This window comes from Kitasatospora sp. NPDC002040 (assembly GCF_040296785.1).
Classification (GTDB): Bacteria; Actinomycetota; Actinomycetes; order Streptomycetales; family Streptomycetaceae; genus Kitasatospora.
Genome location: NZ_JBEOXV010000001.1, coordinates 617,782 through 630,313, shown reverse-complemented (window position 1 = coordinate 630,313; position 12,532 = coordinate 617,782). Strand labels below are relative to the sequence as shown.

10 protein-coding genes are annotated in these 12,532 nt (G+C 73.4%); 5 read left to right on the top strand and 5 right to left on the bottom strand.

Annotated elements, in window-relative coordinates; genetic code table 11:
* Window positions 1-105 precede the first annotated feature (105 nt).
* Window positions 106-882 (top strand): M23 family metallopeptidase, encoded by a 777-nt coding sequence (locus ABT118_RS03015; RefSeq protein WP_350644477.1) that lies wholly within the window; start codon window positions 106-108, stop codon window positions 880-882.
* A 39-nt stretch (window positions 883-921) separates the two neighbouring features.
* Here ABT118_RS03015 and ABT118_RS03010 read toward each other — a convergent pair whose 3' ends face one another.
* Window positions 922-1,542: a TetR/AcrR family transcriptional regulator gene (locus tag ABT118_RS03010; RefSeq protein ID WP_350644476.1), complete on the bottom strand. Its 621-nt coding sequence runs from the start codon at window positions 1,540-1,542 to the stop codon at window positions 922-924.
* Between the two features lie 208 nt (window positions 1,543-1,750).
* Between ABT118_RS03010 and ABT118_RS03005 the strand changes: the two genes are divergently transcribed.
* Window positions 1,751-3,319, top strand: coding sequence for an MDR family MFS transporter (locus ABT118_RS03005; RefSeq protein WP_502884455.1), 1,569 nt, complete (start codon window positions 1,751-1,753; stop codon window positions 3,317-3,319).
* 118 nt (window positions 3,320-3,437) lie between these two features.
* On the opposite strand, the gene ABT118_RS03000 is transcribed toward ABT118_RS03005, so the two are convergent.
* Window positions 3,438-4,355 (bottom strand): iron-sulfur binding domain-containing protein, encoded by a 918-nt coding sequence (locus ABT118_RS03000; RefSeq protein WP_350644475.1) that lies wholly within the window; start codon window positions 4,353-4,355, stop codon window positions 3,438-3,440.
* Window positions 4,356-4,688: 333 nt separating this feature from the next.
* Here ABT118_RS03000 and ABT118_RS02995 point away from each other — a divergent pair, with 333 nt between their 5' ends.
* Window positions 4,689-5,555: a hypothetical protein gene (locus ABT118_RS02995; protein ID WP_350644474.1), complete on the top strand. Its 867-nt coding sequence runs from the start codon at window positions 4,689-4,691 to the stop codon at window positions 5,553-5,555.
* Window positions 5,556-5,628: 73 nt separating this feature from the next.
* Here the strand turns inward: ABT118_RS02995 and ABT118_RS02990 are convergent, their stop codons facing one another.
* Window positions 5,629-6,945 (bottom strand): MFS transporter, encoded by a 1,317-nt coding sequence (locus ABT118_RS02990; protein ID WP_350644473.1) that lies wholly within the window; start codon window positions 6,943-6,945, stop codon window positions 5,629-5,631.
* Window positions 6,946-7,065: 120 nt separating this feature from the next.
* Here ABT118_RS02990 and ABT118_RS02985 point away from each other — a divergent pair, with 120 nt between their 5' ends.
* Window positions 7,066-7,689 carry a helix-turn-helix domain-containing protein gene (locus tag ABT118_RS02985; protein WP_350644471.1) on the top strand — a complete coding sequence of 208 codons (624 nt, stop codon included), beginning with the start codon at window positions 7,066-7,068 and terminating at the stop codon, window positions 7,687-7,689.
* Window positions 7,690-7,822: 133 nt separating this feature from the next.
* On the opposite strand, the gene disA is transcribed toward ABT118_RS02985, so the two are convergent.
* On the bottom strand, window positions 7,823-8,881 hold the full coding sequence (disA, locus tag ABT118_RS02980; protein WP_350645092.1) for a DNA integrity scanning diadenylate cyclase DisA: 1,059 nt from the start codon (window positions 8,879-8,881) through the stop codon (window positions 7,823-7,825).
* A 171-nt stretch (window positions 8,882-9,052) separates the two neighbouring features.
* Window positions 9,053-10,564, bottom strand: coding sequence for a DNA repair protein RadA (gene radA / locus ABT118_RS02975; RefSeq protein WP_350644469.1), 1,512 nt, complete (start codon window positions 10,562-10,564; stop codon window positions 9,053-9,055).
* Window positions 10,565-10,745: 181 nt separating this feature from the next.
* Between radA and ABT118_RS02970 the strand changes: the two genes are divergently transcribed.
* On the top strand, window positions 10,746-12,377 hold the full coding sequence (locus ABT118_RS02970) for a BACON domain-containing protein (RefSeq protein WP_350644467.1): 1,632 nt from the start codon (window positions 10,746-10,748) through the stop codon (window positions 12,375-12,377).
* Window positions 12,378-12,532: the final 155 nt, after the last annotated feature.

The following is a 12,532-nucleotide window of genomic DNA, read 5'->3' as shown; positions in this document are numbered from 1 at the left end:
CACTCACTACACGCCGTAGTACGTCACACCATTTTGGGACACCCGCGGTGACCGTTTACATCTGATTGGTCCCCCCGTTCCCGAACCATGAGGTGTCGTCACCCGATGTCTTCCCTTCACCGCGTCACCGCCTGGGTCCGGGAGCGCCGGACGGTCGTGGCCTGGAGCGGCGCCCTGACGCTGGCCGGCGGCGCCCTGCTGCTGCCCGCGACCGCCGCCGCCCAGACGGTGCTGCCGACCACACCGGGCAGCTCGGCCTTCACCTCGGCCGCCTTCGCCTCCACCGCCTTCGACGGCACCCGGGCCGGCCTGGTCCAGGTCGCCGCCCCCGCCCCGTACGAGCTGGCGGGCTCCGCCTCCTCGCACGAGGCCGTGGCCGTCGCGGACAACCTGGCGGCCGCCCCGGCCCCCGAGCCCGCTGCGGCGCCCGCCGAGCCCGCCCCCGAGGCCACCCCGGCCCCGGCGCCCGCACCCGCCTGGTCCGCGCCCACGCCCGGCGAGCCGATCAGCAACCCGTACGGCAAGAAGAACCCCGAGTACGCCGCCGGCTACCACACCGGTGTGGACTTCGCGGTGAGCGTCGGCACCCCGCTGCTCGCGGTCGGCGACGCCACCGTGGTCTCGGCCGGGTACGACGGCGCGTACGGCAACGAGGTGGTGCTGCGGCTCTCCGACGGCCACTACGCCGAGTACGCGCACCTGTCCGCGGTCTCGGTGCACGCGGGGCAGACCGTGACGCCGGGTCAGCAGATCGGCAAGGCCGGCACCACCGGCAACTCCACCGGCCCGCACCTGCACTTCGAGATCCGCAGCGCCAACAAGTACGGCGCCGTGATCGACCCGATCGCCTACCTCGCGGCCCGCGGCGTCACCGACTTCTGACGGTCGCCGACTTCTGACGGCCGCTCAGGAGGCCTCCGGTCAGAGCGCCTGGAGCGGGTCGATCCGCCCGGCGATCTCCAGCGCGACCTCCAGGGCAGCGGCGGTGGCCTCCTCCAGGCTCGCCGCGGCGTGGTCGCCCCCGCAGGCCGGGTCGGCGGGGCTCTCCTGGTCCTGCTTGAGCAGGAACAGCGCGGTGTTGATCGAGAACAGCGCCATCGCGGCCCGCAGCCGGTCCTGGAAGCTCGCGTCGGGGCCGTGCACCAGCCGGATCATCGCGATCATCCGGGCCTTGAACTGCAGCCCGGCCGGCGACTCCCGCAGCGCGGGCTGGTTCTCGTGGAAGAACCGCAGCAGCGGAGCCCGCTCCGCCATCCCGGCCGCGAACCGCCGGACCAGCTCGTCCCGCAGCTCCGCCGACCACTCCTGCCCCTCGCCCCAGGCGATCGCCTGGTCGATCGGCGCGGCCATGCTCTCCACGATCCCGTGGACGATGTCGTCCTTGGTCTTGAAGTGGTAGTAGAGCGCCGCCTTGGTGACCCCGAGCCGGTCCGCGATCTCGCGCAGCGAGGTTTTCTCGTACCCCTGCTCGGCGAACAGCTCCAGCGCCACCTCGATGATCCGTGCCCTGGTGTCGGTACGGGGGCTCTGCGCGGTGCTCATGAGTTGGCGGCCTGCCTCAGGACGGCGATCGGGGCGGAGACTGCGGTACCCCGGAGCCTCTGGGCTTGCATTCTCCCTGCGGCCGGGCCCGCTGCCGAGAATTTCGGCTTGACGCCCAGCATACGGACAACTTACCGTGCCACTGGCCCAGTCACTAGCCGGTCGGCAAGTAAGTTAGCCGACCGGTGCCGTTCCAGGAGACAGAAGCATGCCGAAACAGCAGGTCGACACCCCGGCCGACGCCGCGGTGCCGGAGGCCGACCCGACCCCGCGCAGCCCGCGCGAGATCCGGCTGGTCATGATCGGTCTGGTGGTCGCCATGCTGCTGGCGATGCTGGACAACCTGATCGTGGGCACCGCGATGCCCACCATCGTCGGTGACCTCGGCGGCGCCGAGCACCTGTCCTGGGTGGTCACCGCGTACACCCTGGCCACCGCCGCCTCCACCCCGATCTGGGGCAAGCTCGGCGACCTCTACGGCCGCAAGGGCACCTTCCTGATCTCGATCGGGATCTTCCTGCTCGGCTCGGCGCTCTCCGGGCTCTCGCAGACCATGACCCAGCTGATCGCCTTCCGCGCGGTGCAGGGCCTGGGCGCGGGCGGCCTGATGGTCGGCGTGATGTCGATCATGGGTGCGCTGGTGCCGCCGCGCGACCGCGGCAAGTACCAGGGCATGTTCGCCGCCGTGATGGCGCTGGCCACCATCGGCGGCCCGCTGGTCGGCGGCTTCATCACCGACCACCTGAGCTGGCACTGGACCTTCTACATCAACCTGCCGCTCGGCCTGGTCGCGCTCGCCGTCGTCATCGTGACGCTGAAGCTGCCCAAGGTCCGCTCCACCGCGAAGATCGACTACCTCGGCGCGATCCTGCTCACCGCGGGCATCACCTCGCTGGTCCTGATCACCACCTGGGGCGGCCAGGAGTACGCCTGGAGCTCGAAGCAGATCCTCGGCCTGGGCGCGCTCGCCATCGCCTCGCTGATCGGCTTCTGCTACGTCGAGCAGCGGGCCGAGGAGCCGATGCTCCCGCTCGACCTGTTCCGCAACCGCAACTTCGCCCTGGTCTCGGTGATCGGCTTCATCGTCGGCTTCGCGATGTTCGGCGCGGTCACCTTCCTGCCGCTGTACCAGCAGACCGTGCAGGGCGCCTCGGCGACCAACTCCGGCCTGCTGCTGATGCCGATGATGTTCGGCATGCTGGTCGTCTCGCTGGTGGTCGGACAGGCCGTCACCAAGACCGGCAAGTACCGGATCTTCCCGATCATCGGCACCGCCGTGATGGCCGGCGGCTGCCTGCTGCTCTCCACCCTGGGCACCGACACCGGCAAGTTCACCTCGGCCTGCTTCATGGTGGTGCTCGGGGCCGGCATGGGCTTCCTGATGCAGATCACCATGCTGGTCGCGCAGAACAGCGTCGAGCTCAAGGACATGGGCGTGGCCAGCTCCACCGCCACCCTGTTCCGCACCATCGGCGGCTCGTTCGGCGTGGCGCTGTTCGGCGCCCTGTTCAACAACCGGGTCACCTCGACCATGTCCGCCTCCGGTATCCAGACCGGCGCCTCGCACAGCCAGCTGGGGCCGGACGCGCTGCGGGCACTGCCCGCAGCGTTCCAGGACGCCTACCACCACGCCGTCTCCAACGGCATGCACACCGTCTTCCTCTGGGGTGCGGTGATCAGCCTGGTCGCCGTGGCGGCCGCGCTCTTCATGCGGGAGGTCCCGCTGCGCGGGACCGGCGACGCGGCCGAGAAGTCCCTCGAGGCCAGCGCGCTCTGACGCCTTCGCACCGGATGCCCGGGCCGACCCCTGACGGGGGCGGCCCGGGCATCCGGCGTTCCGGGTCCTGCCGGCGTTCTGGGTTGTTCCGGCTTGGCGTTCCGGGTTCTGCCGGGTGCTACTGCGGCAGCCGGTACACGCCCTGCGCCACCGGCTCGACCAGCCCGTCGGCGACCAGCCCGTCGAGCGCCCTGGCGCGCTGCACCGGGTCCGGCCAGACCGCGTCCAGCCGGGCCTGCGGCACCTCGCCGTGCGCGTCCCGCAGCACCGCGAGCAGCTTGCCCCTGACCTGGCGGTCCGTCCCCTCGTACGTCTGACCCCGGCGGGCCGGGCCCTGGTACGGCGGGCAGCCGGCGGCCTGCCAGGCGCAGTGCCGGCGCAGCGGGCAGCCGCCGCAGTCGGGGCTGCGCGCCGTGCAGACCAGTGCGCCGAGTTCCATCACGCCGACCGCCCAGGCGGCGGCGGTCGCGGTGTCGGCGGGCAGCAGGGCGGTCGCGGTCCGGCGCTCGGCCGCGGTGGTGGCCTGCGCCGGGTACTCCACCCCGGCCACCGCGCGCGCGAACACCCGGCGGACGTTGGTGTCGAGCACCACGTGGCGCTGCCGGAAGGCGAACGAGGCGACGGCGGCGGCGGTGTACTCGCCGACGCCGGGCAGCGCGAGCAGCGCGGCGTGGTCGTCGGGGACCCGGCCGCCGTGCTCCCTGGTGATCGCGACGGCGGCGGCGTGCAGCCGCAGCGCCCGGCGCGGGTAACCGAGCCTGCCCCACATCCGGACCGCCTCGCCCGGGGCGTCGGCGGCCAGGTCCGCCGGGGTCGGCCAGCGCTCCAGCCAGGCGGCGTACGCGGGCAGCACCCGCTTCACCGGCGTCTGCTGGAGCATGAACTCACTGACCATCACGGCCCAGGGCGAGGCCTCCGGAGTACGCCAGGGAAGGTCGCGGGCGTGCACCTCGTACCAGTCGAGCACGGTCGAGTGCAGCAGCGGCGCGGAGGTCGGGGCGGCAGTCGGGGCGGGGGTCACGGAAGTGGCAGCCATGGCCCGTCCATCCTCCCACGCAGCCGGATCCGCTCCGTCCGGGGATCGGTGAACCGCAGGAACACCCGGGTCATGCCGCGCCGCGGCAGGGGCGGGAACGGTGTCCGAGGCCGCCGCCCGCCGTCGGTTCGACCGGATCGACGCTGATGGGAGCTGCTGGGGACCCGGCTTCGGCGAGGTCCGGGACTCCGGCTGCCGACCCTCCTCCGGGCGGCCCCGGCGGCGAGCCACCCGGGTCCCCCGTCCGGAGCAAAACACGGATGATGTGAAGGAACCGGCGCAGCAGCGGTGTTGATGCACCATCGGGTGCGCCGGGTCTCGTAGAGTTTGCGCGTGCCTTCTCTGCGTCAACCCGTGGGACCGCTGCCGGCCTCGATCTACTGGCGACGGCGCGTCGTCGTGCTCGTGGCCGTGGCAGCCCTCCTCGCGCTGGTCCTCTGGCTGGTCACGGGCCCCGGCGGCGACGGGAAATCGGGCCCGGGCAAGGCGGCCCAGCCCGCCCCCGCCCAGTCGATCACGCCCGGCGCCGACCCGACCGGTCCGGCGATCACCACCCGCCCGGGCGGCAGCAGCGGCGGCTCGACCTCGACCGGCGGGGTCTCCGGCTCCGGCGGCGGCGAGGTCAGCCTGACCACCGGGGGCACCTCCGGCTCCGCCGGGACCACCGGCGGCACGGGCGGTACCGGTGGCACCGGCGGCACCTCCGGCGGCGCGGGCGGCACCACGGGCGGCGGGACGAACCCACCGCCGGTGAACACCTCCGAGGTGATGGCCCTCCCGGTCTGCACCGCCTCGCAGGTCTCGCTGGAGCTGGCGGGCAGTCAGGACGCCTACAAGGCCAAGGACAAGCCCCGGCTCTCACTCACCGTGCGGAACACCTCGACCGGCACCTGCCGGGTCAACCTCGGCCGGACGGCCTCCACCGTGGTGGTCACGCTGGCCGAGTCCAACGAGCGGATCTGGTCCTCCGGCGACTGCCCGACGGACCGTCAGGACACCTGGGTCCAGCTCGGCGCGGGCACCGGGCTGACCGAGACCTTCACCTGGGAGCGCGGGCGGAGCAAGCCGCAGTGCGCCACGCCGAACGCCACCCCGGACCCCACCCCCGCGCCGCTCGGCCGCTACCTGGTCCAGGCCACCCTGACCGGCCCGTCCGGCGGACCGGTCTCGGCCCGCACCTCGATCCGCCTGGAGGACTGAGCCGCCCCCGGCCGTGCGGTCGTCCGGGTGGGCAGTCGTCCGGCTGTGCGGCCGGGCAGTCGTGCGGCCGGGCTCAGTGCGCGGCGGGGGTCGCCGCAGCCGGCCACTGGGCCCGGCGGAGCGAGCGGCTGGCGGTGGCGGGCAGCAGCGCGAGCGCGAGGCACCCGGCGGCCAGCTGGAGCACGGTAGCCGGCCGGAGATGGTCGAGCAGCAGACCGCTGACAAAACTGCCGAGCGGCATCCCGAGGACGAACAGCGTCATGGTCGCGGCGATCACCCGGCCGCGCAGGTGGTCGGCCACCTGCCGGAAGATCAACAGGTCGACCATCACCCGGAGTGCCGGGACGCCGAGCGACCCCACCAGCAGCACCAGGAAGAACGCGGTCGGGCCGCTCAGCAGCGACGGCGCCAGCACCAGCGGGACCATCGCCCACGAGGCCAGCAACAGCAGCACCCCCGGCCGCAGGCGGCGGTGCAGCGGACGGACCAGCAGCGCGCCGAGCAGCCCCCCGACCGCCTCGCCGGCCAGCACCAGGCCGGTACCGGTGGTCGAGGTACCGCCGTCCCGGAGCAGGACCACCACCGGCAGCAGCGTCGCGGCACCGGTCAGGTTGATCAGGGCGACCACGCCGACGATCGACCGCATCACCGCGCTGCGCCACAGGTAGCGGAGACCGGCCAGGACGCCGCCCTCCTCCCGGGCGGAGTCGCCGGGGCCGGAACCGTCGGCGGCTCCGCCCGGGCGGCCGTCGAACCGGACCAGGCAGGCGGTGGCGAGCGAGTAGACAGAGGCGAGTGCGGTCCCCAGGAAGGGGACGGCCCGGCCGAGGCCGAGCAGCAGGCCGGCCAGCGGCGGCCCGAGCAGGGCCGCACCGTTGATCCGCACCTCGTCCTGGGTGAGCGCCTGCCGGAGCTGCGGGGCCGGCACCAGCGAACGGACCGCCAGCGTCCGGACCGGGCCCGCGTACGCGATGGTCGCGCCGATGACGGCGGCCACCAGGAGCGCCTGCCAGACGCTGAAGACGTCCAGCCAGAGCGCGACCGGGACGGAGCCGGTGGCCAGCACCCGGACGGTGTCGGCGGCGATCAGGATGCGGCGGCGGTCACGGCGATCGGCGAGCGCGCCGCCGTGCAGCCCGAACAGCAGCGAGGCGGTGAACTGGACCGCCCCGAACGCCCCGGCGATCAGCGGGGAACCGGTCAGCGCCAGCAGCAGCAGCGGGTAGGCGGTGTCGGCGACCATGGTGCCGAGCATCGAGGCCGCAGAACCGCTCCACAGGGCCTGGTAGCGCCAGTTGCGGCGGAGCGGGACGGTGGTCGGCTGCTCCGCCCGCTCGCGCTGGTCGCCCGTCGGCTCGTGGATCTCCCGTTCGGCCTGAAGCTCCGTCATGGCCCACCCCGTTCACCCGAGCGTGCACGGTCACCCTTCTGCAACCATTCACGCTTAAGTGAATGGTTGCAGAAGGGTGATTGGTTGCACAAGCGTTGACGTTCATGGGTTAATGAACGGGTGGTTGAGCAACTGAATGAGCGTGAAGTCAATGACCTGGCAACGCTGAAGGCCCTGGCCGATCCCGTACGGCTGTCGATCATCAACACGCTGATGGAGCGGAGCCCGGAGGCCCTGACGGTCAAGGAGATCGCCGCCGCCCTCGGCGAGCCGCCCACCAAGCTCTACCGGCACATCAAGCAGCTCGAACAGACCTCGTTGATCCTGGTGGCCGGCACCAGGGTGGTCTCCGGCATCACCGAGAGCCGCTACCTGCCCGCGCAGAAGTCACTCCGGCTGACCGGCGAGGTCTTCGCGGACCGCAGCATCGAGCGCACCGAGGCGATCGGCCCGCTGCTCGCCGCCGTGGACCTGGTCCGCAACGAGTTCAGGAACCACTACCTGGCCGACCGGCTGGACCTGCCGAGCGTCGCCCCGGGCAAGCCCGCCTCCCCCGCCGCGTTCAGCCACTTCAACATCCGGCTTCGCCCCGAGCGGGTGGTCCGGCTGCGCAATCAACTGGGCGCCATCATGGACGAGTTGGCCACCGAGGGCGACAGTCGCGACCCGGACGCGGTGCAGGTCTCCCTGCTCAGCCTGCTCTACGCGGTGAAGCCGGAGCCGTCGGCACCCGCCGGGGACTGACGCGCAACGGCTGAAGCACAACGGCCCGACCGACGAACGGCCGACCGCCACGGACGGACCCGGCAGTTCGGGTCATCCGCGGCGGTCGGCCGTTGCGGTTCAGGGCGCCGAGGGCCAAGGCCCCGGCCCGGGGTCAGACGTAGCGCTCCAGGATGGACGATTCTGCGAGCCGGGAGAGCCCCTCACGGACCGAGCGGGCCCTGGTCTCGCCGACGCCCTCGACCGTCTGGAGGTCGTCGATGCTGGCGGCCAGCAGCTTCTGCAGGCCGCCGAAGTGCTCGACCAGCCGCTCGATCACGGTGTTGGGCAGCCGGGGCACCTTCGCCAGCAGGCGGTAGCCGCGCGGCGAGACCGCCGAGTCCAGCGACTCCGGCGTGCCGGGGTAGCCGAACGCCTTCGCGACCGTCTGCAGGTCGAGCAGCTCGGCGTGGGTGAGCGCCTCCAGGTCGGCCAGCACCTCCGGGACGGTCTTGCCGCGCTTGGCGGCCCGCTCGGGGAAGTAGTCCCGGGCGACCAGCTCGCGCTCGGGCTCGACGCCCGCGATCAGCTCGTCCAGCTGGAGCGAGAGCAGTCGGCCGTCGGTGCCGAGTTCGAGCACGTAGCCCGCGATCTCGGCCGCGATCAGGCGGACCATCTCCAGCCGCTGCGCGACGGCGGTGACGTCCCGGACGGTGACCAGGTCCTCGATCTCCAGTGCGGAGAGGGTGCCGGCCACCTCGTCCAGTCTGAGCTTGTAGCGCTCCAGCGTGGCCAGCGCCTGGTTGGCCCGGGAGAGCACGGTGGTGGAGTCCTCCAGCACCCGGCGCGTCCCGTTCACGTACATCGCGATCAGCCGCATCGAGTGCGAGACCGCGACCACCGGGTAGCCGGTCTGCCGGTTGACCCGCTCGGCGGTGCGGTGCCGGGTGCCGGTCTCGTCGGTGGGGATGGTCGAGTCGGGCATCAGGTGCACCCCGGCTCGGACGATCTTGGTGATGTCCTTGTCGAGCACCACCGCGCCGTCCAGCTTGCACAGTTCGCGCAGCCGGGTGGCGGTGAACTCGACGTCCAGCACGAAGCCGCCGGTGGAGATCGAGTCCACCGTCTTGTCGAAGCCGAGCACGATCAGCCCGCCGGTGTTGGCCCGGAGCACCCGCTCCAGACCGTCGCGCAGACCCGTCCCCGGTGCGATGGCTGTGAGGGAGGCCCGCAGCAGGGCCTCCTCGCGGGAGGACTTGTCCGCCCGGTCGCTGGCTGCCACGTGACTCCTCCGGTCGACCCGGACCGTGTGGCGTGGTGCCCGACGGTCTGTCTCTCATTACTGCACTTCATGCCGATTAAACAGGGGAAAGTCTAACGGCGTTCGGCAATAAGGAGGTCTGGGTCAGTTGAGTTCGTCCGAGTCGACCGGTTCCCAGCCCTCCATCAGCTCGTCCGGGTAGGCCGCGACGGGTGCCGGGACCCGGGCGGGACGGGGTGCGGCCGGGGCTCCGGCGGCGTCCGCGCGCGGCTTCGCCGCGGCCTTGCGACGGCCCGGAATGGCCTGCAGCGCCTCGCCGATGTCGGCGACCTCGACCACCTTCATGCCGCGCGGGACCTTGCCCGGGTCCGGCGGGACGAGGGCGTGGGTGAAGCCCAGGCGGTGCGCCTCCGCGAGCCGCCGCTGAACCCCCGTCACCCGCCGCACCTCGCCCGCCAGGCCGACCTCGCCGATCGCCACCAGGCCGTTCGGCAGCGGGGTGTCGGAGGAGGAGCTGGCCACCGCGAGCGCGATCGCCAGGTCGGCGGACGGCTCGGTCAGCTTCACCCCGCCGACCGTCGCGGTGTAGATGTCCTGCTTGCCGAGCTTCACCCCGCCGTGGCGCTCCACCACCGCCAGGATCATCGCGATCCGGGGCGACTCCAGGCCGGAGGTGGTCCGGCGCGGGGACGGGATCTGCGAATCCACCATCAGCGCCTGCACCTCCGCCACCAGCGGCCGGCGGCCCTCCAGGGTGACGGTCAGGCAGGTGCCGGGGACCGGCTTGTCACGCCGGGTCAGGAACAGCCCGGACGGGTCGGCCAGGCCGACGATGCCCTCGTCGTGCAGCTCGAAGCAGCCGACCTCGTCGGTGGCGCCGTAGCGGTTCTTGATGCCGCGGATGATCCGCAGCCGGGCGTGCCGGTCGCCCTCGAAGCTCAGCACCACGTCGACCAGGTGCTCCAGCAACCGCGGCCCGGCGATCGAGCCGTCCTTGGTGACGTGGCCGACCAGCAGCGTCGCCATGCCGCGGTCCTTGGACGCCCGGATCAGCGCACCGGCCACCTCCCGCACCTGGGCCGGGCCGCCGGGCGCCCCGTCCAGCTCGGCGGAGGCGATGGTCTGCACCGAGTCCAGGATCAGCAGGCCGGGGTTGACCGCGTCGATGTGGCCGAGCACCGCGCCGAGGTCGGACTCGGCGGCCAGGTAGAGGTGGTCGGACAGGGCGTTGATCCGGTCGGCGCGCAGCCGGACCTGGCTGGCCGACTCCTCGCCGGTCACGTAGAGCGTGCGGTGCTGGTCGGTGGCCGCCTTGGCCGCCACGTCCAGCAGCAGGGTCGACTTGCCGACACCGGGCTCGCCGGCGAGCAGCACCACCGCGCCGGGGACCAGGCCGCCGCCGAGCACCCGGTCCAACTCGGGCACACCGGTCGTACGGGCGGTCGCGACCTTGCCGTCGATCTGGCCGATCGGCATGGCGGGGGTGCTCACGGGGCCTGCGGCGGTGGTCCTGATCGGGACGGCGCCGTACTCCTCGACGGTGCCCCAGGCGTTGCACTCGGGGCAGCGGCCGACCCACTTGGGCAGTTGGTTGCCGCACTCGGTGCAGCGGTACGCCGGGCGGGGCTTGGCGGTGGTCTTGGTGCGGGCAGCCATGGCGCACACGGTAGCCGCTCGGACCGACAACCCGGACCGACAAGCCCGGGCCGACCGCCCAGGGCGGACGCCCGGTCGCGCACCTGTCAGAAGTTCTCGGTCGGGTGGTGTTGTTACCCGAAAGAAGTACAAGGAGCCCGAATCCGCCCCCGGGCCCGGCCCGGTCCCTAGCGTCGGTCGGGTGACGACTTCCCCCACGTCCACGGCGGCGGCCTACGACCAGTACGCCGACGGGCTGTTCACTTACTGTCTCTCGGTCCTGTGCGAGCACGAGGCCGCCGTCGCGGCGGTCCGCGAGGTGCGCGACCTGGCGCTGCGGCACGGGTCCCGGCTGGCCGATCCGGCCCTGCGGCGGGCCTGGCTGTACTCGCTGGCGCGGCACTGCTGCCTGCAGCGGCTGGCCCAGGGCTTGACCGCGCCGAGTCCCGAGCACCGCCGCGAGCTGGCCTCGCTGGCCTGGCCGGAGGCGGCCGGGACACCGCCGGAGCAGCGCGAGGCGCTGGAGCTGGCGGTGCGGCACCGGCTGGCGCCGGACGAGGTGACGGCCGTGCTGGGGCTGTCCGCAGCGGCGGGTGACGAGCTGTTGGCCGCGGCCGAGGCGGAGGTGTGGCGGACCCGGGTGGCGCTGCTGGTGCTGGGCGTGGGCAGTTGCCCGGTGCTGGCCGAGCTGGGCGGGGCCGGGGCGGAGAGCTGGCGGGAGTGGGTGCTCGGGCCCGCGCTGCGGCGGGAGCTGGTGCGCCACGTGGTGGAGTGCCCGACCTGCCGGGGTACCGCGGACCGGGTCTCCGGCGAGCTGGGCACGGGGCTGGCGGCCCTGCCGGGGCTGCCGCTGCTGGCGGCGCCGGAGGAGCTGCGGGCGCGACTGGTGGCCCGGCGGCCGGCCGGGCCGGAGGAGGGCGGGCTCCGGTTCGACCAGCAGGGCTTCCCGCGCCACCGGGCGCCGGGTCGGCTCGGCGGGGCGGCGGTGCGTCAGCGGGTGGTGACCACGGGCGTCCTGGCGGCGGTGCTGACGGCTCCGGTGGTCGCGCTCTGGGGCGCCCACCGCAGTGGTGACGGTGCGTCGGGGACGGCGTCGGTCTCCTCGGTGCGGGTGGAGACGCCGGCGAAGGCGTCCGTCGCGCCGTCGACCTGGGAGAGCACGCCCACGGTCCCCGAGCGCAGCCTGGAGCTGGCAGGAGCGGTCACCACCAACGCAGAAACGTTGCTTCCCTCGGTCCTGGGCCCGGCCGTCCAGGTGCCCGGCCGGGGCGCCACCCGGCTGGGGAACGCCACCCCGCGCGCGGAGGCCCCGGCGCAGGCACCCCGGACGCAGCCGGCCGAGCCGGGCCTGCTGACCGTCGAGGCGCAGGAGTTCGGCGAGCGCACAGTGATCACCCTGGTCAACTCCGGCGGCACCACGATCCACTGGCACGCCGAGGTGGACGTGGACTGGCTCCGGCTGAGCCGGGACTCCGGCACCCTGGCCCCCGCCCAGCGGATCACCGTCACCGTGACGGTCGATCAGACCCGGGCGCCGGACCACCAGTGGCGGGCCCGGATCGCCCTGCCGCCGTCGCAGGCCGTGGTCACCCTGGAGGGCGGCCCGTCCGACCGGGACATCCCGACCCAGCCCCCCACCTCCGGGCCGAGCGACCCAGCGACGCCGACTCCGGACCCGACGCCCACGTCCACACCCACGCCCTCCCCCACGCCGACCGGCTCGCCGAGTTCGGAGCCGAGCAGCGGCCCGTCGGCCACGCCGTCCCCCACGTCCTCGGGTTCGTCGTCGCCGGCTCCGGCCCCCGCGAGCCCCTCCGCCGAGGTGTCCCCATGAGCGCGCCGGAGCGGTGGCACCGGCCCGGCGGACGGCGGGGCGGGCGATGACGCGGGGAGCACCGGGCGCACCGGGCGGGCGCCGCCGCCGGGCGGCCCCGCGACGGCCGCCGTGCCGGCCGACAGCGGTACGGCGACCGCCGCACCACCCGGCAC